This is a genomic window from Ignavibacteria bacterium (genome assembly GCA_025612375.1).
Classification (GTDB): Bacteria; Bacteroidota; Ignavibacteria; order Ignavibacteriales; family SURF-24; genus JAAXKN01.
Genome location: JAAXKN010000037.1, coordinates 1 through 20837 on the forward strand (window position 1 = coordinate 1; position 20837 = coordinate 20837).

General features: G+C 45.9%; 16 protein-coding genes and 1 pseudogene. 7 read left to right on the plus strand and 10 right to left on the minus strand.

The genetic code is table 11. From position 1 onward, the window contains the following. Positions 1-214: 214 nt before the first annotated feature. Both gdhA and HF312_17310 read right to left on the minus strand, forming a co-directional pair. The gene (gene gdhA, locus HF312_17305) at positions 215-1555 is read right to left on the minus strand and encodes an NADP-specific glutamate dehydrogenase (GenBank protein ID MCU7521976.1); all 1341 of its coding nucleotides are present in this window, start codon (positions 1553-1555) and stop codon (positions 215-217) included. Between the two features lie 454 nt (positions 1556-2009). Beyond that, positions 2010-3971, minus strand: a complete 1962-nt coding sequence (locus HF312_17310; GenBank protein MCU7521977.1) for a sodium:proton exchanger — start codon at positions 3969-3971, stop codon at positions 2010-2012. Between the two features lie 141 nt (positions 3972-4112). Here HF312_17310 and HF312_17315 point away from each other — a divergent pair, with 141 nt between their 5' ends. The 3 genes from HF312_17315 (at position 4113) to HF312_17325 (ending at position 6920) form a co-directional block, all read left to right on the plus strand. Next, positions 4113-5303 (plus strand): aminopeptidase P family protein, encoded by a 1191-nt coding sequence (locus tag HF312_17315; GenBank protein ID MCU7521978.1) that lies wholly within the window; start codon positions 4113-4115, stop codon positions 5301-5303. 235 nt (positions 5304-5538) lie between these two features. Further along, positions 5539-6360, plus strand: coding sequence for a hypothetical protein (locus HF312_17320; protein ID MCU7521979.1), 822 nt, complete (start codon positions 5539-5541; stop codon positions 6358-6360). A gap of 173 nt (positions 6361-6533) precedes the next feature. Further along, positions 6534-6920, plus strand: a complete 387-nt coding sequence (locus tag HF312_17325; GenBank protein ID MCU7521980.1) for a DUF2203 domain-containing protein — start codon at positions 6534-6536, stop codon at positions 6918-6920. Positions 6921-7026: 106 nt separating this feature from the next. On the opposite strand, the gene HF312_17330 is transcribed toward HF312_17325, so the two are convergent. Further along, positions 7027-7485, minus strand: coding sequence for an OsmC family protein (locus HF312_17330; protein MCU7521981.1), 459 nt, complete (start codon positions 7483-7485; stop codon positions 7027-7029). A 59-nt stretch (positions 7486-7544) separates the two neighbouring features. Continuing rightward, entirely contained in the window at positions 7545-8492 is a 948-nt protein-coding gene (locus HF312_17335) for a zinc-binding dehydrogenase (GenBank protein ID MCU7521982.1), read from the minus strand. A 155-nt stretch (positions 8493-8647) separates the two neighbouring features. Here HF312_17335 and HF312_17340 point away from each other — a divergent pair, with 155 nt between their 5' ends. Beyond that, on the plus strand, positions 8648-9160 hold the full coding sequence (locus HF312_17340) for a GNAT family N-acetyltransferase (protein ID MCU7521983.1): 513 nt from the start codon (positions 8648-8650) through the stop codon (positions 9158-9160). A 35-nt stretch (positions 9161-9195) separates the two neighbouring features. On the opposite strand, the gene zwf is transcribed toward HF312_17340, so the two are convergent. The 4 genes and pseudogenes from zwf to HF312_17360 form a co-directional block, all read right to left on the minus strand. Then, complete coding sequence (gene zwf / locus HF312_17345) at positions 9196-10740, minus strand: glucose-6-phosphate dehydrogenase (protein ID MCU7521984.1); 1545 nt, start codon at positions 10738-10740, stop codon at positions 9196-9198. 68 nt (positions 10741-10808) lie between these two features. Then, positions 10809-11960, minus strand: a complete 1152-nt coding sequence (gene tal / locus HF312_17350) for a transaldolase (protein ID MCU7521985.1) — start codon at positions 11958-11960, stop codon at positions 10809-10811. Positions 11961-11978: 18 nt separating this feature from the next. Beyond that, positions 11979-12416 (minus strand): annotated as a pseudogene (locus tag HF312_17355) (RpiB/LacA/LacB family sugar-phosphate isomerase). A 169-nt stretch (positions 12417-12585) separates the two neighbouring features. After that, positions 12586-13419 (minus strand): energy transducer TonB, encoded by an 834-nt coding sequence (locus tag HF312_17360; protein MCU7521986.1) that lies wholly within the window; start codon positions 13417-13419, stop codon positions 12586-12588. 450 nt (positions 13420-13869) lie between these two features. On the opposite strand from HF312_17360, the gene HF312_17365 reads away from it, so the two are divergent. Next, positions 13870-14523: an NAD(P)H-binding protein gene (locus HF312_17365; protein MCU7521987.1), complete on the plus strand. Its 654-nt coding sequence runs from the start codon at positions 13870-13872 to the stop codon at positions 14521-14523. A 15-nt stretch (positions 14524-14538) separates the two neighbouring features. Beyond that, positions 14539-16782, plus strand: coding sequence for a glycoside hydrolase family 92 protein (locus HF312_17370; GenBank protein MCU7521988.1), 2244 nt, complete (start codon positions 14539-14541; stop codon positions 16780-16782). A 78-nt stretch (positions 16783-16860) separates the two neighbouring features. On the opposite strand, the gene HF312_17375 is transcribed toward HF312_17370, so the two are convergent. After that, positions 16861-17391 carry a DinB family protein gene (locus tag HF312_17375; GenBank protein MCU7521989.1) on the minus strand — a complete coding sequence of 177 codons (531 nt, stop codon included), beginning with the start codon at positions 17389-17391 and terminating at the stop codon, positions 16861-16863. 164 nt (positions 17392-17555) lie between these two features. Next, the gene (locus HF312_17380) at positions 17556-18071 is read right to left on the minus strand and encodes a hypothetical protein (GenBank protein ID MCU7521990.1); all 516 of its coding nucleotides are present in this window, start codon (positions 18069-18071) and stop codon (positions 17556-17558) included. Positions 18072-18419: 348 nt separating this feature from the next. Here HF312_17380 and HF312_17385 point away from each other — a divergent pair, with 348 nt between their 5' ends. Continuing rightward, the gene (locus tag HF312_17385) at positions 18420-20516 is read left to right on the plus strand and encodes a HAMP domain-containing protein (protein MCU7521991.1); all 2097 of its coding nucleotides are present in this window, start codon (positions 18420-18422) and stop codon (positions 20514-20516) included. The last annotated feature ends 321 nt before the right edge of the window (positions 20517-20837 follow it).

Genomic DNA, 20837 nt, shown 5'->3' on the forward strand with positions numbered 1-20837 from the left:
TCGTTCCTCCGGAACTCTTTTGATGTTTTGGGAATCTTCGTTTTTCCTACGGACAAGTCATCTCACCGGGATTCTATGTGCACCAACCGCTATTTGCTTTCATTTCATTGGGGTTATTCAATGGAAAAGAAATCAAACCATCTCTATGCTTTAAAATAAAAAAAGGAGAGACGGATAATCCGCCTCTCCTCTTGTATAAATTCCCTGATAGGAATTAAACCAGGCCCTGATCCATCATGGCATCGGCAACCTTAAGGAAGCCGGCAATGTTGGCACCGTTAACGTAGTTACCCGGTGTGCCGAATCTTTCTGCTGTTTCGAGGCAGGTCTGGTGGATTCTCTTCATGATCTCATGGAGACGGCTGTCAACTTCTTCTCTTGACCATGGGAGTCTCATGCTGTTCTGTGACATTTCGAGTCCTGATGTAGCAACGCCGCCTGCATTGGAAGCCTTGCCCGGTGAGAAGAGTATGTTGTTGTCTCTGAAGACCTTGAAGCCTTCAATAGTGGTAGGCATGTTAGCGCCTTCAGTAACGCAGAGAACGCCGTTTTTAACGAGTTCTTTTGCGTCGTTTTCGTTAAGTTCGTTCTGTGTGGCGCATGGCATAGCAACGTCGACCTTTACGCTCCATGGTTTCTTTCCAGCGTAGAAAGGAACCTTGAATTCTTTTGCGTAATCTTCAACTGCATCCCTGTTGCTGGCCCTCAGTTTCAGCATATAGTCGATCTTTTCGCCTGAGATGCCGTCCTTGTCGTAAACAAATCCGTCAGGACCTGAGATAGTAACAACCTTGCCGCCTAACTGGTTGATCTTTGTAACAGCGCCCCATGCAACGTTACCGAAGCCGGAGACTGCAAAAGTAAGACCTTCAACTTCGTGGCATCTGGTTTTCAGCATTTCCTGAGCGAAGTAGGTAGCGCCGAAGCCTGTAGCTTCAGGACGAACCAGTGAGCCGCCCCAGTTGATGCCTTTACCTGTAAGAACGCCTGAGAATTCATTTTTTAATCTTTTGTACTGGCCGAATAAGAAACCGATTTCCCTGCCGCCAACGCCGATGTCGCCGGCCGGTACGTCTGTATCCGGGCCGATATGGCGGAAAAGTTCTGTCATAAAGCTCTGGCAGAAGCGCATAACTTCATTGTCGCTCTTTCCTTTAGGATCGAAGTCGCTGCCGCCCTTACCGCCGCCCATAGGCAGAGTAGTTAAGCTGTTTTTGAACACCTGTTCGAAACCTAAGAATTTCAGTATACCCATGTTTACTGAAGGGTGGAATCTTAAACCGCCTTTGTAAGGGCCGATTGCGCTGTTGAACTCAATGCGGTATCCGCGGTTTACGTGAATTTCGCCCTGGTCGTCCATCCATGGTACACGGAATGTGATGGCGCGTTCCGGCTCAATCATTCTTTCCAGAATTTTGGCTGAACGATATTCAGGATGCCTGTCCATAACTACTTCCAGAGATTCTGCTACTTCCAGCACTGCCTGATGAAATTCAGGTTCAGCCGGATTCTTGGCTTTTACTTCAGCCATAAGTTTGCTAACATACTCGGACATAAAAACCCCTAAGATGATAATTAAAAGATGTTGTAATGAAAACTCCAGCAATTAAAACTGCAGTTTTTTCACTGTTTTCTGCTAAAATATCACAGTTATCTTCTTACACACAACTTCTGTGCCCAAGTTCCGGGCAGCGGGGAAGTATAGAATTTCAAAAGTGAGCTGTAAAAAGAAAACTGAATCAGCATGACTAAAAATGCAACATTATTCGCCGAAAATCAACCTTTTATGTTCTGATATGCCTCCTAATGCTTATAAACAAAGAATTTGCGAAAAGAAAAATTTTTATAAAAAAGACCTTAAGGGAAAGTTTTTCAGGGAGAGATAAAAATGAGAGTCTGTGCCATGGCCTGAAGCTTTAGAGCTCAGCAGAAGTGGGGTTTTAGTGCGGTTTTTTTCTTAAAAATAGTAATTGCTGTTTCCAAAAATAGTTAAACTTCAGGCGCTTTTTTTAAGAATTAAGGAGGCTGATTGCCTTATCCACAGACATATGTGTTCCATATAGGATGAGTGAATCGCCGGCCAGTATCACCTCATCGCCCGAAGGGTTGGCGATAGTCCTATCCTCCCTCTGGAATGCTATTACGGTTGCGCCTGTTCTGGCTCGCAGGTTCAGTTCGCTTAGTTTCTTATTAGTGTTCGGGTTTGATTCCTCAACAAAGTAAATTTCCGTAACGCCCTCGGCCAGTATCTTATCGATATGGGAGAGCATGCTTTCGGGGGTAACTTCTTTCCTGAAAAAGCCGTAGGATTCGCTTCTTATAATGTTTGCCTGCTTCATAACTACGTTAATGGGGATGTGGTACTTTTCCAGCACCTTGCTGAATATCTGAAGCGAGGTTTCAAATTCCTCGGGGATGACCTCATCGGCTCCAAGCTTAATGAGGTTATCCACTTCGCTTATAAAGCGGGTTCTTACGATGCAGTAAATTGAAGGGTTCATCTCTTTGGCAAGTTTGATGCCCGCGCGCGTGGAAATAAGGTCGGAGATTGCAAAGACCAGCACGCTTGCCTCTTTGCAGTTGGCGTATTCAAGGACTTCCCTGCGCGTTACGTCGCCGTAGATTATCCTTTCCCCCTGTTTCTTGGACTCCTTTACGGTAACGGGGTTCAGTTCCATTACAATGTAGCCTATACCGGTCTCCTTAAGCACGCGTGCAATATTGCGCCCGTTAAGGCCGAAGCCCGCAATTATTACGTGTCCTTTCATGCGGGGGGCAGATTCATCAGGCAGATTCTTTTTGAAGCTCTGATCCTTAAGTCCAAGTGCAAGCTTAGGCGCAGCCTGCAGAAGAAGCGGGGTTATGAGCATCGTAAAAATAGATGCGCTTAAAAAAGCGTTATAGAACTCCGCATTTATCAGTCTCATCTGGAGTCCCGACTGCAGGAGTACGAAAGAGAATTCACCTATCTGGGCCAGGCTTAAGGCGGTCAGGAATGCAACTCTTGATGGGTACTTAAGAAAGCGGGTTATAAGAAAAACCACCGCAAATTTAATAATTATTATGCCCAGAGTAAGCCCAAGCATCTCAAGGGGGTACATTGCAATAAGGCCGTAGTCAAGAAGGAGCCCTATAGAGACAAAGAACAGGCTGTTAAATGCGTCCTTAAGGGGAACGATATCGGCTGCCACCTGGTGGCTGAACTCGGTATCTGAGAGTATAACGCCCGCAATAAAGGCACCGAGAGCAAGTGAAAGCCCGAGGGATTCGGTCAGGTACGCGGCCCCCAGTATCAGCAGCATAACGCCGATTGTAAAAGCCTCCCTCATCCTCAGCTTTGCCACCTGGAAAAGGAGTTCAGGCATTACATAACGGGCTACAAAGATGACTGCGCCAAGTATCCCGAAGGCAATAAGAAGTTTTACCGAAATATCTGCCAATGAAAGTCCCGTCTGGTTTCCAAGTAAAGGAAGGAGGATTATCATAGGCACTACGGCAAGGTCCTGGAAAATGAGCACTCCAAGTGAAATTTTCCCCTGCGGGGTATCGAGTTCATTTCTGTCGGAGAGCAGTTTAAGGACAATTGCCGTACTGGACATGCTGATAAGCATTCCGAAGAAGATGCTCTGGTTAACCGGTATACCCATGAGGCCTGAAATAAGGGCTGAAAGCGCAATGGTGCCAAGGACCTGAGAGCCGCCGGCAAGGATAAGAAAGCGTTTCATCTGTACCAGTTTGCCGACGGAGACTTCGAGTCCAATGGTAAAAAGCAGCAGTATTATTCCGATCTCAGCCATGACTCTTATAGCTTCGGCCCCGGTAATAAGCCTGAAGCCGTAAGGCCCTATAATAATGCCTGCAACAAGAAACCCGGCAATGCTTGGCAGGTTAAGCTTTCTGAAAAGAAAAATTATAGGCAGCGAAGCCAGAAATATGATTACTAATACTTTTATAATTGGGATATGCTGCATAAAAAACTTCTGCTTTACTTGCCTTACAAATCTTAAATAGTTAGTTTAATATAACTAAAAATTACCAGTCAATAAATTATTCTAATAATTACTCCTGGAAGTTAAAAGATTTTTCCAATAACCCAATTTTATGGAGTTAATATGTCGAAAGAAATGATAAAAGAGAAAATTGAACAGGCAGTTAAAATACTGCGTGAGAAGAATATCGACATGTGGCTGATTTTTGTGCGCGAGAGCTCAAATATCAAAGATCCTTCGATGGATATGGTTATTGGTACAAGCTGTACATGGGAGTCGGCTTATATCATTACAAAAGACGGGGATACGACAGCCATACTTGGTTCTCTGGACGTTGCAAATATGAGGATGCAGGGGACATTCAAGAATGTTGTCGGGTACCTGAAGTCCATAAAAGACACTCTGGTTGCCACAATAAACAAGTATCATCCGAACAAGATAGCAATTAATTTCTCGAGGGATTCGAGTCTTGCCGACGGTCTTACGCATGGAATGTACATGAATCTGGTTGACTACCTGAAGGATACACCGTATCTGGACAGGCTGATTTCATCTGAAGATATAATTGCGGCTTTAAGGGGGAGGAAAACCCATGCCGAGCTTGAGATAATGAAGCACGCAATAGATGAAACACTGAAAATTTTTGATGAGGCTACAGGCTTCATACGTCCCGGGGTAAGCGAAAAAGAAGTTGCAGCATATATAAAAGAGATTGTCAGGAAAAAAGGCTTCGGCCTGGCCTGGGAGGCAGAATACTGCCCCAGCGTCTTCTCAGGTCCAGATACCGCAGGCGCACACGCAGGGCCAACGGACAGGAAAGTAGAGCCGGGTCACGTGATCAATATAGATTTCGGAATTTCATATCAGGGTTACTGTTCAGACCTTCAGAGAACCTGGTATGTACTGAAAGACGGGGAGGATAAGGCTCCCGAGGAAGTGCAGAGGGGCTTTAATGTAATCAAGGATTCCATAAAGCTTTCGGCAGATAACCTGAAGCCCGGGCGCCAGGGTTATGAAATTGACGACATTGCACGCAAGTATATTGTTGACCACGGATACGAAGAATATCCTCATGCACTTGGGCATCAGATAGGCCGCATGGCTCACGACGGCGGCGGGCTTCTGGCTCCGAAGTGGGAGCGTTACGGCGACCTGCCTTTCAAGAAAATTGAGCAGGGAGAAGTTTACACCATTGAGCCCCGTCTTCCGATCAAGGATTTTGGAATAGCCACAATAGAAGAGGAAGTAGTGGTTACGGAAAACGGATGCGAATTTTTATCATCACCACAACAGGAGATAATTTTAGTCAGGTAACGGCAAACGTTAATTAAACCTCAGACAAGATTGATACGGCAGCCTTCCCCTTCAGGCGAGGCTGCCGGCTCCTGTATCTCACAAAACACCATTCAGAAGCTTACACCAGCATTACGCATCAAAGAGCCTTAGAGAAGTAAATTTATCCTAATTATTTCATAGGGATTTAATATATTATTAAGACAGGCGGCACTCCAGGCTAAAGGGACTAAAAATAAGTCAAAACGAGGTGAAGATGAAAAGGCTGTTAATTTCCGCTTTACTGCTGTCGTTAGTAATTGCTCTTCCCGGCTGCATTGAAATCTATACCACCATCAATCTGAAGCGCGACGGAACAGGAACCGTAGAAAAAAATCTTATGATGAGCAAAGAAGCCATTATGATGATCTCAAACTTTTTCCCGAATCCTGACACCACGAAGAAGTTTGATCTTTTTGATGAGAATAAGTTCCGCAGGGATGCGCTTGACATGGGTGACCACGTTACGTATCTGTCGGGCAAAAGGCAGTCGGCCGGGGATAAGGAGGGTTACGTCATCACTTATTCTTTTACAGATATCGACAAATTAAGGATAGGGCAGAACCCGGCACAAATAGTAAGGCCGCCTGAGATGCAGGAAATGGAAAAAGATACTGCAAGTGACGGCGAGGAATACATCTCTTTTGATCTTTATAAGGATGATCCCTCTACGCTTACGATAAATCTTCCTTCGGAAGAATTCCAGGAATCCGAGAAGCGGCAGCTTGAGTCTGCTGTTGATACGATGCAGATAGATACTCAGATGGAGCAGAAGATCAAGCAGATGATAAGCCAGATGAAAATGGCTTTTGTGGTAAACGTGCCGGGAAAAATAACAGGGACTAATGCCCAGTATCATGAGGGACAGAGGGTTACGCTGGCTGAAATTGATTTCGGGAAGCTGATTGAAAACCCTCAGAATTACAGGCGATTTATGGCAATGAAGGATAAGCCTTTTTCGGAAGCCAAGAAGTTCTTAAGGACAATTCCGGGTATTAAAATTGAGCTGAACGAAAAGGTGGAAGTAAAATTTAAGTAATGGAGCCCATTTGTGTGCTTGAGGTCAATAAGAAGCCAGAGAGGATGATTATTTGTTGAATATAAAATTTATATAGATAGATTTAATTTAGGAGGGTACCAAAAAAGATACTAATGAATAGAGTTAAGAAAAGACGGCAAAGAAAAAGCAAAGATGAACATATGAGAGAAGAGATGAAAACAGTTAGGTATTTTACGCCGGAAGAAGCAAGGAAGACATTACCGCTGGTAAGAAGGATAATAAGGGACATCATTAATTCAGGCGAAACCATGCGCAAGCGTGCCACGGAAATCCATGGTAATGCAATTGAAGATCCGGAGATTCAGAATATTGCCCAGGCAATAAACGATTACATGGCTGAACTTGAGGAGATAGGCTGTTATTACAAGGATTGGAATTTTACAATAGGTCTGGTAGATTTCCCATCGATTATCCACGGTAAAGAGGTTATGCTGTGCTGGCGGAGTGATGAAGAAGAGATAAAATATTATCACGAAAAGGACGCAGGCTTCAGCGGCCGGAAGCTCATACCCGAGGAGTATTTTCTGCATAGGATATGAAATAGTTCGAGGTTCAAAGTTCGACGTTCGAGGTTAAGGCAGGGGAAATAATGAATATAACGGTAGGGGCGCACGGGGGTGCGCCCACAATTAATATTATATTAAATTATATTTCCGCGGGAGCTTCTTTTCTTTGCTCGATTCTGTAGGTGTGGGTGATGGGGACGGCTTTTTCGAGCATTTTTGTTACCGAGCAGTACTTTGTAAGTGAAAGCTCAATTGCCCTTTCAACGTCTTTCTGCGGAATATTTTCCCCGTAGAAAACATATTCAACGTTAAGCTTTGTAAATACCTTTGGATGCTCGTCGGAGACTTCGGCTGTAATGTTCATTTCAAAGTCATCTGTATGTACGCGTTTCTTTCTCAGTATTGTAACTACGTCACTCCCGGTGCATCCGGCAAGTCCAATTAAAAGCAGTTCCTTGGGGCTTACACCCGCGTGGCTTCCGCCTGCTTCGCCCGGCGCGTCCATTGTAATCCAGTGGTTGGAATCGCTTTTACCCAGGAATGTGAGCTCGTTTGCCTGTCCTTTTATCTCTTTTACATAAGCTTTTTTCGTGGCCATAATTATCCTTTTGCTTTTATTTACTTAATATATGATTAAGGATTTCAAAGAAAGATTCATCAGGCTGAAACCTGCAGAATGATCTTTCCTCTTACTCCTCCATTTTCCAGTTTCTGATGCGCTTCTGATACCTTGTTCAAAGGGAAGACGGAATCGACAACGGTTTTAATTTTTCCTTCTTCCGAAAGTGTACGCATCATTTCAATTTTGTGTTTGGCTCTTTCAAGAAAGAGAAGATAAAGCGTAATATTCTTTCTGTGGCCCGCGTTTATGTTTCCGGATACATTGACTATGCTTACAATCCGTCCGTATTTTTTTGTAATCTCAATACTTCTTGCGGTTGTATCGCCGCCCACTGTATCGAAAACGACGTCTGCCAGTTCGCCGCCTGTTTCCCTGAAGAAAGCCTTTGTAAAATCTTCTTTTCTGTAATCAATTGCAATATCGGCGCCGAGTGATTTTACAAGGTCCACGTTTTTCGGGCTGCAGGTTGTGGCAACAATGGCGCCCGAGATCTTCGCTAGCTGTATGGCAAAGGATCCTACTCCGCCGGCGCCTGCGTGAACGAGAACGTTTTCACCGGGCTTGACTTTGGCCAGGTTGACAATTGCATCGAGTGCAGTGCATCCGGCAAGAGGCATTCCGGCAGCTTCAAGGAATGACATGTTCTTAGGCTTTAAGGCCACAATATCTTCATGTACAACCGCATACTGGGCATAGGTGCCGTGTCCCTGTTCAATGAAGGGAGTATAGAACACCTCGTCGCCCGGTTTGAAATCCTTAACGCCCGGTCCGCATTTTTCCACAACTCCTGAAGCGTCGTAGCCGATTATTGCGGGTGGAGTAACGGCCCAGGATCCGTTCATCCTGATTTTATAATCGACGGGATTGATTGACGATGCGTGCACTTTAATGAGCAGTTCACCGATTCCCGGTTCGGGTTTTGGAAGTTCTTTTTCCTCAAAGACTTCAGGGCCTCCGAAGGCCGTAATTACCATGGCTTTCATTTTCGCTCCGGTTTTAATTTGCCGCTTTGGGGCAGGGTATATTTATTTTTAATTTATTTTTTTCTCTCAATAATTCAAGTACGGTTTTGTTTCACCGGATATTGTTATATTTTAAATTTAAGCTATAATCATTGTGAAATTAATCAGATATAAAAATGGAAATTGACCTTGGGATTTGCAAAGTAAGGCCGTGGAAGTTTTCGGATAAGGAATCCCTTGCCCGCTTTGCGAATAACCGGAATATATGGATAAACCTGAGGGATGCCTTCCCTAATCCTTATACTTTGGATGACGCCGAGGTGTGGCTTAATATGGTTGTAAATAAAAAGCCGGTAACACAGTTTGCAATTGAGGTGGATGAAAATGCCGTGGGTGCAATAGGATTTATTATCAAGGAGGACGTGCAGAGGATACAGGCTGAAATTGGGTACTGGCTTGCCGAGGAGTACTGGGGAAAGGGAATTGCCGTGGCCGCACTTAAAGCCGTTACGGAATACGCATTTAAGAATTTCGACCTGAAAAGAATTTATGCAGACGTGTTTGAATGGAACAAGGGCTCTATGAGGGTGCTGGAAAAAGCAGGCTATGAGCTGGAAGTAAGGCAGAAAAAAAGCGTGATTAAGAACGGGGAGATTATAGACCAGTTTGTTTATGTGAAGTACCGTTAAGGGATTCTACTGCCGGAACAATCTGAAGGAAGCAGTTAATCTTTATCTTTCTTTTTATCGTGGTTCTTCTTTTTCCCATTCAGTTTTATCGGCAGGTACATCCAGTGGTTGCCGTCGCGTGCAATAAGTGCCTCCGCGTCCTCAGGCCCCCAGGTGCCGGCAGGGTAGTTCGGGAAGTCCAGAGGCGGCGTTGAACCCCATACATTTAATATAGGCATAATGAGGCCCCAGGCGGCATCGACCTGGTCCTCCCTCATAAAGAGTGTCTGATCGCCGAGCATTATATCCAGCAGGAGTGTCTCGTAAGCTTCGGGAGGCTCTTCCGTATAAACGTCGCTGTAGTTAAAGACCATATCGACGGGGTTAAAGGCCATTTTAAGTCCCGGGCGTTTTCCCTGAATATTAAGCCTTATTCCTTTCTCGGGCTGTATGCCGAGTATAAGGCGGTTAGGGTGCCAGTTTATGGTTGATTCAGGAGGAAAGGCGTCGAAAGGCACGGGGTTAAATTCCACGGTTACGATAGAGACTGTTTCGGCCATATGTTTTCCCGTACGGAGGTAGAAAGGCACGCCGTGCCAGCGCCAGTTATTAATAAAGAACTTTACAGCGGCAAAGGTTTCGGTATTGGAGTTAGGGTTTACGCCCGGCTCCTCGCGGTAGCCCTTAACGTAGCGGCCTTCAATCCAGCCCGGTGCGTACTGGCCGCGCACGGCGTACTTATGAACGTCGGACTCACGGTAGCACTGTATTGAGTGCAGCACGTCGACTTTCCGGTTGCGCAGTTCATCGGCGCCGAATGAAACGGGAGCTTCCATTGCAATAAGGCAGAGTATCTGAAGAAGGTGGTTCTGTATCATATCGCGGAAAGCCCCCGCGTTATCGTAATAAGAGCCCCTGTGCTCAACGCCTAATTGTTCGGCTACGGTAATCTGCACGTTGTCTATATAGTTGCGGTTCCACACAGGTTCAAAAAGGGCGTTTGCAAAGCGGAAGGCCAGAATATTCTGGACCGTTTCTTTTCCCAGGAAGTGGTCGATGCGGTAGATCTGCGACTCATTGAAAATTTTGCGGAGTATACGGTTCAGTTCGCGTGCGCTTTCAAGGTCGCGTCCGAAAGGTTTTTCTGCAACGATGCGGCAGTGTTTTTCGTCCTTTGCCAGGCCCGACTCTCCGATCTCCTCAGCAATAGGTTCAATAAAGCGCGGAGGCACGGCAAGGTAAAAAACCTGATTAGCTTTAACTTTCCACTCGCGGTTTATAGAATCCAGCTGCCGGCGGATCTTGTTAAAGACCTGCAGGTTAGTAAAATCGGCCTTGAGGTAGGATATCATGGAAGAAAATTCCTTCCACTGGTCGGCCTTTCCCTTGGGGGAGAAGTCCGCTACTCCTTCTTTAAGGTGATTGCGGTATTCTTCGTCGCTCATCTCCTTAATATCAAGCCCGATCATCTGGAATTTTTCCGGAAGCCATCCTCCGGTATAGAGGTTATAGAGTGCCGGCACGATCTTGCGCCATGTAAGGTCGCCTCCGGCTCCAAAGACAACAAGTACGCACGGATCGGGCTGTCTGGCTGATTCCATTTTACTCCCTTTCTTTTCCGGTAATTCAAAAGAGAAACCGGCAGCTTTGCAATTTACCTGTTTGCAATTTACCTGGCCAGGTTCTTTTCCTTCATGTCCTTGATCTTGCTTTCCAGAGTTTTCATAAGCTTGTCGTATGGCTGAATAAACTTATCCACCGCTTCAACTTCAAGCTTCCGGGTAACCTGGTCTATATCAATTCCAAGGTCTTTCAGCTGGTGCAGGGCCCTGAAGGCCTGGTCGACGCCTTTATCGAGGCGCGGCTCCGGGTTACCGTGGTCGCGGTAAGCATCGAGAGTTTTCTCGGGCATGGTGTTAATGGTTTCGGGTCCAATTAAAGGCTCGACGTATTTTATGTCGCTATATGACGGGTTTTTAGTCCCCGTGCTGGCCCAGAGCAGGCGCTGGACGTGTGCGCCGTGGTTTAAGAGGTCCCTGTAGCGGTCGCTTTCAAACTGTTCCTGGAAAATTCTGTAAGCCACCTTGGCGCATGAGATAGCAATCTGTCCGATTAAGGATTTTGCGAGATCCCCTTTTTTACCTCCTTCGTTTGCAACTTTCTCGAGCATCGGGTCAATCATAACGTCGATGCGGCTTAAGAAGAAGCTTGCAACCGAGGCAATGTTATTAATTGGCCTTCCCGCCTCAACTCTTTCCTCGAGGGCTGAGAGGTAAGCCTCAATAATTTCGCGGTAGCGGTCGAGTCCGAATAAGAGAGTGATATTAATATTAATGCCGTCGCTGATAAGCTGTCTAATAGCGGGTATGCTTTCAGTAATGGCGGGGACTTTAATCATTACGTTAGGGCGGTTCACCATTTCCCAGAGGTGGTGGGCCTCTTTAATGGTGTCTTCGGTTTTGTGCGCGAGGTAGGGTGATACCTCAAGGCTTACGAAGCCATCCTGTCCCTGTGCCCTGTCGAATACGGGTCTGAGGAGGTCGGCTGCGTCCTGAATGTCGCGTATTGTCAGCTCCTCGTAGATTTTTTCTTTGGGTCTGCCCTGCATTGCGAGCGAGCGTATATCGCTTAAGTATTCTTCGCCTTCCGCTATTGCCTTTTCGAATATAGCGGGGTTGGAAGTAATGCCGCTTAAGCCGTCCTCCTCAATAAATTTTTTCAGTTTTCCGTTTTTAATCATTTGTCTGTTCAAGTTATCTAGCCAGATGCTCTGGAGATATTCTCCTACTTTAAGCAGGGGGTTTATTCCTCCTGAAGTCATTTTCTCTTCTCCTTTCATTTCGAGGCGTGTAATTTTTTCAAGCCGTCTTTTATGGCGTTCGGCGCCTGAGAATTCAGATTTAAGGAATATGCCAGTAAGTTCCTTAATAAGCGAGTAGCCGGTTACTCTGCCGCCGAAGCAGATTACGTTAATATTATCGTCCTCAACTCCCTGGTGGGCCGAGAAGCAGTCGTTAATTAAGGCTGCCCTGACGCCGGGGATTTTATTTGCGGCCACGGAGGCGCCGACGCCGCTTCCGCAGACTGCAATGCCGCGTTCGACCTCACGGGATGCAACAGCGCGTGCAAGGGGGAGGACGAAGTCGGGGTAGTCGTCATCGACTGAAAGCCTGTACGCGCCGAAGTCGGTTACGCTGTGGCCTTCCGTGCGGAGGAAGGCGGCAATTTTTTCTTTCATTTCGAAGCCGCCGTGGTCGGCCGCGATTCCAATTTTCATGGTTTCACCTCTCAATAGTGTATTTATAAAGAGATAAGCAAAACGGGGGTTTTTATAAAGTCTATTTGGATGGGATTACCGGTATAGATAAAAAGAAAAGCCCCAGCTTTGGCTGGGGCTTCCCCGGGAGGTGTCTAATGAGAACAGAGGAACGAACGAAAATCTATTTTTAATGAAGTCTAAATACTATCGGGATGCTCATATTTACTTTTACGGCCTTGCCGTTTTGCTTACCTGCAATCCATTTGCCGGCTGTAAGGGCAACTACCCTCATGGCCTCTTCGTCGCATCCGCCGCCGATGCTCTTTAAGACTCTCATATTGCTTATGGATCCGCTTTTTTCAACTGTGAAGCTGACCATCACCTTGCCTTCAACACCGACCCTGCGGGCAAGTTCAGGGTAACGGATGTTTGCCATAAGGAAGGAAAGAAGCGCATCTTCGCCCTCGCTAAAGCGCGGCATCTCCTCGGCCCAGCTGAATACGGTATTCTCCTCAGTGGTGTTGTCCTTTACTATATCCGTACTTACAGGCTCTTTTACGTCTATAAGGGTTACATCAATTCCGGCGTCGCTGCCTTTTCTAGTAACCATTCCGGGAATGGCATCCTTAAGCATGCTTACGTCCGGTGAATAATTCTCTATGACCTCGGCATCAGGTTTTACAAGAGGAACCATGTATTTGAATGTGCTTACCTTAGGGATCAGCTTTGCAATTTCATCGAGGTTCAGCTGTTTGGTTACCGATGTAAGTGTTATGGCATCCAGTACAACGCTCCTTTTTGTTATTGCCGAGAGGCCGCTTTCTCCCGAATGGCTTCTTAATAAAAGCGGGGTGGTTACGCCGCCGGCAAAAAGCGTTACCGCGAGCCAGAAGGCGATCATGAGGTTCCGGGGATAAGCTTTCCTTAATACATAGGCGCCGTATGCCTTGTTACGGTTGGCAAATACAAGTTCTTCCATACCTGGAATATTATTAAAGCGGTTTTTGAGTACTGCTGTCATGGCCTTCCTCCGCCTGGGTTTGGTGAATCAGAATGCTGATTTAATTATTCCGTCAATGCCGGATAAAATCTATTCTAAAGAACCTTGTATTTTTTATATAGGAAGATCAAATTCTCAATACATTAATACCAATATATTATGCCCCGGGCAACGGCATGTGTATGCGGTTTTTTAAGTAAATATTTATCGGGGGATGGCATGATTATGTGGTTTTTAGGTCCAACGTCCAACGTCCGACGGGAAGGCAGGTCCGACGTCCGACGGGACAGGTCCAACGTTTCCTGCTTTGACCTGGGACCTTGGACATCGGATTTTGGATACCGCCGGAGGCGGTCAGGCTTGACAATGGGCGGCAATTTTATAAACTTACCTTTAAAGTTTAGTAGTAAAGTTTAGAAGCACGATGATGTAAGATTAATACAGATTTTGAAACAATATGAAGATGCCGCAATGGAAACTAATATCAAGGTTCTTCTCTGCGGAGCTACCGGACTGGTAGGATCCGAATGCCTGAGAATGCTTTTGCACGACCCTTTTATCACTCAGGTAAATGCTATGGTGCGAAACCCGACCGGGGCAAGCAGCCCAAAGCTGAATGAATTTGTAATTAACTTCGATGAAATGGAAAACTACCCTGATATCTTTAAGGTAAGAGCCATCATCTGCGCTTTAGGTACAACAATTAAAAAGGCTGGATCCAAGGAAAATTTCAGGAAGGTGGATTATCATTATCCCCTCCGGATTGCAAAAATGGGGCTTCAGGAGGGAGCTTCGCATTTTGTCCTCGTCTCTTCACTTGGGGCTGACGCCCGCTCGCACACGTTTTATTACAGGACAAAAGGGGAGCTTGAGGACGCACTTAAGGCGCTTGGCTATAAGCAGCTTACAATACTGAGGCCCTCACTTCTGCTTGGCAGGCGCAAGGAATTCAGGCTGGGTGAGGAAATTGCAAAAAGCTTTACTTTTCTTATGCCCGGCAAATACAGGCCGAATCCGGCTGAAAAGGTCGCCAGCGCAATCTTAAACGGCGTTAAGTATCCGCCGCCCAAAGTCAGGTATATTTCATCTTCTGAAATAAACGAGGAAACTCCGGAACACATATAAATTACCAGGTCCGTCATGAAAAAACTTTTTCTTGTTACTTTGGGGGTTATTATGGCCTCTCTTACGTATGCGCAGCAAAAAGAGGATTTTACAAAGTACGTTAATCCTTTTATTGGTACTGCAGCACACGGGCACACTTTTCCCGCCGCGTCGCTTCCGTTTTCAATGGTGCAGCTGGGTCCCGACACGGGTACAGAGGGGTGGGACTGGTGCTCGGGCTATAACTATCAGGATAAGAGCATAATGGGCTTCAGCCATACGCACCTTTCAGGGACCGGAGTAGGTGATATGGGCGACTTTCTTATTATGCCGGTTGTGGGAACGCTTAAGACGGAGCCCGGGGATAAGGATAAGCCCCAAACGGGCTACAGATCCGGATTCTCACATGAAAATGAAACTGCAAGCCCCGGCTACTATTCTGTATTCCTTGATGATCCCAAAGTTAAGGCTGAATTAACCACAACACTCCGTGCGGGAATTCATAAGTATACTTTCCCTCAGACGGACAGCGCGCATTTTATAATTGACCTCAGGCATACGGTTTACAACCAGAAGGTTGTCATGTCCACGGTGTCAATAAAATCAAATGACCTCATTACGGGCTATCACCAGGTAATGGGAATGGCAAAGAACAGGTTTATCTATTTTGCCGCGAGGTTTTCAAAGCCTTTTGATTCATACGGGCTTAAGATAAGAGGAGAGATCGTAGAGAACTGGCCCGAAGAATCCTCAGACAGCCTTCTGGCTTTTGTGAATTTTAAGACCGGGAAGGATGAGGCGGTTTATATAAAAGCCGGGATCTCGTATGTCTCGACCGAGGAAGCTCTTAACAATCTGGATAAAGAGATTCCGGGATGGGATTTTGAAAAGGTGAGGAGTGACGCAAAAGAAGCGTGGAATAAGGAGCTTTCGAAAGTGTCCGTTGATGCTTCGGAAAAGGATAAAACTATTTTCTATACGGCTCTTTATCACAGTTTCTTAACTCCAGGCCTCTGCATGGATATTAGCGGGAGCTACCGGGGATATGACGGGCTGATACACAAGGCCAAGGGGTTTTCGAAGTATTCCACTTTTTCCTTGTGGGACACTTTCCGCGCGGCTCATCCGCTTTATACGATACTGGTGCCTGAAAGGGTGAATGATTTTGTAAACTCTTTACTGGCTGACTATGAAGAGAATACATTTAAGATACTTCCCATATGGCCCCTGGCAAATATAGAGACCTGGGCAATGATAGGCTATCATTCGGCTTCTGTTATTTCTGAAGCATACGTTAAAGGTATAAGGGGCTACGACGCCAGACTGGCTTTTGAGGCGATGAAGATGAGCGCCACGTGCCGAATATATGAAGGCCTTGAAGAGTACATGAAACTGGGTTACGTGCCGGCAGACCACTGGGAGCAGTCGGCATCCAAAACGCTCGAGTATGCCTTTGACGACTGGTGCATTGCGCGTGCGGCAAAGGAGATGGGGCTGGAAGATGAGTACAATACATTCCTCAAGCGTTCAGAAAACTACAGGAATGTTTTTGACAGGTCTGCGGGTTTTATGCGCGGGCGCAACTCGGACGGAACGTGGCGAAAGGACTTCAGTCCCCTTAACGCCTCTTACGGAAACGATTTTACAGAAGGCAACTCATGGCAGTACACGTGGTTTGTGCCGCAGGATGTTCAGGGGCTGATCAGTCTTATGGGGGGAAAAGAGGCTTTTGTAAAAAAACTGGATTCTCTCTTTACAATTACAGGCAGGAGCGAGGGAACTCCAATGGACGTATCGGGAACCATAGGGCAGTACGCGCACGGCAATGAACCGGGGCATCACACAGTCTATCTTTACAGTTATGCGGGATACCCGTGGAAGACGCAGGAAAGGGTAAAGGAGATAATGAGGCTTTTCTATACTGACAAGCCCGACGGGCTTTGCGGCAACGAGGACTGCGGGCAGATGTCGGCCTGGTATGTTATGAGCGCGCTTGGCCTGTATGCTGTAAACCCTGCAAGCGGAATGTATGTGCTGGGTTCGCCGGCGTTAAAGGAGGTAAAGATTAAAACGGCAAAAGGAAATGAATTTGTTATAAAGGCTGATAACCTTTCCGGCGAGAATGTTTACGTGAAGTCGGTAAAGCTTAACGGAAAGCCGTACCACAGTTTTGAGATCAGTCATAATGATCTCTTACAGGGCGGAAGTCTTGAGTTTCAGATGAATAAGGAGCCGGAGAAGACTTTTGGGATAAACTTAAGGACTCAGAAAGCCCAATAAAATCAGAGCGGCTTTATTAATGGAATCCCGGGGGAATGAATTGGCTGCAGGCAAGCCACCCCTCCGGGATTCTTAATTTCAGGGGACATCCCTTAATGCCGCGGTTGTCTTGGGATGGAGATAGCTGCCTATGATGTAAGTGGTTTTTTCCCAGTCCTCAACCGGAGACTTCCACTTCCTGTCTAAAGCCCGCCTGAGATAAATTATCTGCGCAAGGTGATAAAGGTGATGCTGGCTGAGGTGCGGCAGTATATGGTCCAGGCTCTCGTGCTCCGGAGCGATTTCCGAAGGCCTCGGTTTCATCAGTTCTGAATCCTCGCTAAGTCCGTTAAGTATTTCCAGGACATACTCTTCAGTTTTTTTTACTGCCGATTTCAGCGCATGCTCATCACCTGTTTTAGGGGCTTCGAAAGCCGGCACATATCCCATTTTTTTAAGGAAGTGAAGATCGACCCTGATGATGTGGGCTGCAATTTCGGCAATAGGGCGCGATTCAGGAGCGGGTTTCCATGTAAGTTCTTCCTTTGTGGCGCCGTCGACCGCCTTATAGACCACCTGCGAGGATGCGCGGAAAATTTCCGAGATCATTGTAATTCTTTCTCTGAACATTATTAAGCCTTCCCTTCAGATATTATAATTAAAATCTAAATATTCCAGATGTAACTGCAATCCGTATTTTGATATACTTTACAGCTCCGGGATACCGGGAGGCCTTATAAAAAAATGGCTTCCGGATGGAAGCCATGAGAAAAATCTGTTTATTGCCTGAACCGCTATTTGCTCCTTTGGGACTTTCCTTCGACGTATGTCCTGAAGTTCTTTCCGTCCTGCGACATGGCAAATATGGTATTTACAGTATTGCTGTCAATGACAGAATAGGTGAGTCTGAACACCGGGGCGCTGGGAGTTTTATCGCTTGTAAAAACAATGTCACTGTCATTCGGGAAAGTAACTGAATAGTTAATCACGTGCCCTTCATTGTCGAAATAGATTGCCTTGCCGGGGTTGCCGGAACTGTCAGGATAAATTATGAGCAGGTCGTCATGAACAATCAGGGGTTTATCCTTTTGAGCCGGATATTCAGAGTGGCTTTTTCTGACAAATACATTATTATCCAGGTCGGGCTTAAATGAAAAATATCCCTGGCCTTCGCCGGGTTTACCGCTGCCTTCACCCTTCCAGTTTCCGGTCAGGTAATTAAGTTTTTCCCAGTTGCTGTTTTTCCCCTGGCCTGAGACGGCGCCTGTTACAATAATAAGAAATGCTGCTAAAATCAGATTTAATTTCATGTTCGGGACCTTTTCAATGATAATTTGACCGGAATAATAGCAAAGTATAAGCTGGTATGCAAATTCTGCGCACTGAATTTGCTGCTCTGATGGATAAATTTGGGCGGTAGGAAAATTTTTATTAAAAATAGTTGTTGACTATTGTAAAATAATTTCAAAACCATCCGATAATAACTCTATCTTCCAATGCATAAATAATTCGTAAAGTTGTAATTATTTGAATCTCGCTGATGATTATCAAGTTATTAGATCAAGCTGCGCGCGGTCCTGTGGAAAAAACTGACTGCATTGGAAATCAAATCATATTATAATTGTCAATTAAGTGACTTTTTCAAACGGGGAGAAATTATGAAGTGGTTCGGTAACCTAAAAATCGGTGTCAGACTAACAGTGAGCTTTTGCATTGTAGCTGTTATTGCTGCCATTATTGGATTGGTTGGATCTTATAATCTTAACAAAGTTGCAAAATCAAGTGAAAGTATGTGGGTGGACCATGCACTGCCGATTGCCAAGCTGGGAGATGTGCTGCAGCGTTATCAGCATGTAAGGGTCTCCACGTTGAAGGCGGTAATGGAGAACGACAGAAGCAAGGTGCAGGGATATGTTGACGACATATCAAATGATTCAAAAGCAATTTCTGAAGAGATTGAGTTCAGCTCCAAATCGGCCGATACAGATCAGGAGAAAGAATTTGTAAGAAATGCCAAAGAAAAAAGGGAGAATTACAGAAAGTACCTGCTGGAAGTTGAAAACCTGGCACTTGAGAATAAGGATGAAGAAGCAAGAGCCGTACTGCTTGGCGATATGACAAGAGCCGCAGTGGAATACGAACAGGCAATAGAATCCTGGGTGAAGTTCAACCAGGATGAAGGCGACAAGATTTCCTCTCAAAATGTAGAAGAAGCCGGTTCCGCAGTTACAACTATGTATATTTTTATGATAATTGGTGTTGCGGCTTCAATCGGTTTCGGAATTTTCATTTCCGGCCAGATAAAGCGCCCCGTAAACAAAGTGCTTAATATGGCGCAGGAACTGCAGAAGGGGCACGTGGAAGCAAGAGCCAATGTGGACGCGGGTGATGAGATAGGTGTGATGGCAAAGGTGCTTGACCAGTTTGCGTACCAGCTGGAAAAGCTTGCCGAAGGAATGTATGCTACCTCGCAGGGGGATCTTTCCACTGAGTTCACGGTATATGACAGTAAAGATAAGCTTTCCCCTGCCATGAATGCATTCACAAAAGTAATTAGGGATTTGACGGAAGAAGTAAACGGACTGACGAAAGCCGCAGTGGATGGGGAGCTTTCAAAAAGAGGAAATGCTGAGAAGTACAGCGGCGGTTATAAAAAGATAGTATCCGGAATTAATGATACTCTTGATACAATAATGTCTAAGATACGCGATTATGAAGCAGTGGTGGAAAAAGTTGCACAGGGCGACCTGACGGCGAGAATGACAGGCGAGTATAAGGGTGAGTATAAGAAACTGCAGAACAATGCAAACCACCTGGCTGAATCGCTCAACTCCCTTATTCTTCAGGTGCACGAAGCAACCGAGGCTACGGCAAGTTCGGCAAATGAGATCTCTTCATCTTCGGAACAGATGTCGGCCGGAAGCCAGGAACAGGCACAGCAGGCTACAGAAGTTGCCGGGGCTATTGAAGAGATGACAAAGACTGTTTACGAGACAGCCAAGAACGCCAATGAGGCTGCCGAGGTATCCAGAGGATCGAGCCAGGCGGCAGAAAAGGGCGCAAAGAAAGTAGAGGAAACAAAGAAAGGCATTAACAAAATAGTTTCCTCATCTGAAGAGACTGCAAAGATTGTTGCATCACTTTCAAAGAGGACTGACCAGATTGGTGAAATCACCCAGGTAATTGACGACATTGCAGACCAGACAAATCTGCTTGCACTAAACGCCGCAATTGAGGCAGCACGTGCCGGCGAGCAGGGCCGCGGTTTTGCGGTTGTGGCAGACGAGGTAAGGAAGCTTGCCGAGCGTACAACGAAGGCAACAAAAGAAATTGCCGAGACGATCAAAGCAATTCAGATGGAAGCTAAAGGGGCAGACCAGGCCATGGGTGAATCGAGGACTGCAGTTGAAGCAGGCATGAAGCTTACTGAAGAAGTGGCTGAGGTATTAGGTGAAATTCTTAAGGGAGCGCAGAAGACTACTGACGTGGTACTGCAGGTTGCGGCTGCAAGTGAGGAGCAGTCGAGCGCGGCCGAGCAGATCTCGAAGAACATTGAAGGCATTTCCAGCGTCACACAGCAGTCAGCCGCAGGAACCGAGCAGATAGCGCGTGCAGCCGAGGACTTAAACCGTCTTACGGTAAACCTGCAGGAACTGGTATCGAGATTTAAGCTGGATGTGAATGATGGAGGCAGATCGATGCAGAAAGAAAAGTTTGCGCTGAAAGGCCACAGCAATAAGCTAATGAGAAACTGACCGTAAAGCGTCAGCCTGCCAGATTAAGACGGGATGTTATCCAACGCATGGATGGCATCCCGTATTTTTTTTAGTTGTTAAGGCAAAACGCAGTAAAACCGGTAGAAATTACGGCAATTATGCCGAAAAACTAAAATTAATTAGAAAAATTCTGATATTTCTTTACTTATTGACTTGAAAATGTACAAACCTGAACTTATATTCGATATCAGATACAGACATGCAGGAATCTTTATTAAATATTACCCTATTGATAAGGAAGAAATTCTTCTCTGAAGAATTATGTCTTGAAGTTCATAATGTCCAACCTACAATTCTCAA

Coding starts and splice junctions, on each gene's coding strand:
- HF312_17380 (MCU7521990.1), bottom strand. CDS start 18,071: ATGAAATTAAATCTGATTTTAGCAGCATTTCTTATTATTGTAACAGGC.
- HF312_17325 (MCU7521980.1), top strand. CDS start 6,534: ATGAAAACAGTTAGGTATTTTACGCCGGAAGAAGCAAGGAAGACATTA.
- HF312_17330 (MCU7521981.1), bottom strand. CDS start 7,485: ATGGCCACGAAAAAAGCTTATGTAAAAGAGATAAAAGGACAGGCAAAC.
- HF312_17310 (MCU7521977.1), bottom strand. CDS start 3,971: ATGCAGCATATCCCAATTATAAAAGTATTAGTAATCATATTTCTGGCT.
- HF312_17360 (MCU7521986.1), bottom strand. CDS start 13,419: ATGACAGCAGTACTCAAAAACCGCTTTAATAATATTCCAGGTATGGAA.
- HF312_17370 (MCU7521988.1), top strand. CDS start 14,539: ATGAAAAAACTTTTTCTTGTTACTTTGGGGGTTATTATGGCCTCTCTT.
- zwf (MCU7521984.1), bottom strand. CDS start 10,740: ATGGAATCAGCCAGACAGCCCGATCCGTGCGTACTTGTTGTCTTTGGA.
- HF312_17385 (MCU7521991.1), top strand. CDS start 18,420: ATGAAGTGGTTCGGTAACCTAAAAATCGGTGTCAGACTAACAGTGAGC.
- gdhA (MCU7521976.1), bottom strand. CDS start 1,555: ATGTCCGAGTATGTTAGCAAACTTATGGCTGAAGTAAAAGCCAAGAAT.
- HF312_17365 (MCU7521987.1), top strand. CDS start 13,870: ATGGAAACTAATATCAAGGTTCTTCTCTGCGGAGCTACCGGACTGGTA.
- tal (MCU7521985.1), bottom strand. CDS start 11,960: ATGACTTCAGGAGGAATAAACCCCCTGCTTAAAGTAGGAGAATATCTC.
- HF312_17320 (MCU7521979.1), top strand. CDS start 5,539: ATGAAAAGGCTGTTAATTTCCGCTTTACTGCTGTCGTTAGTAATTGCT.
- HF312_17315 (MCU7521978.1), top strand. CDS start 4,113: ATGTCGAAAGAAATGATAAAAGAGAAAATTGAACAGGCAGTTAAAATA.
- HF312_17340 (MCU7521983.1), top strand. CDS start 8,648: ATGGAAATTGACCTTGGGATTTGCAAAGTAAGGCCGTGGAAGTTTTCG.
- HF312_17375 (MCU7521989.1), bottom strand. CDS start 17,391: ATGTTCAGAGAAAGAATTACAATGATCTCGGAAATTTTCCGCGCATCC.
- HF312_17335 (MCU7521982.1), bottom strand. CDS start 8,492: ATGAAAGCCATGGTAATTACGGCCTTCGGAGGCCCTGAAGTCTTTGAG.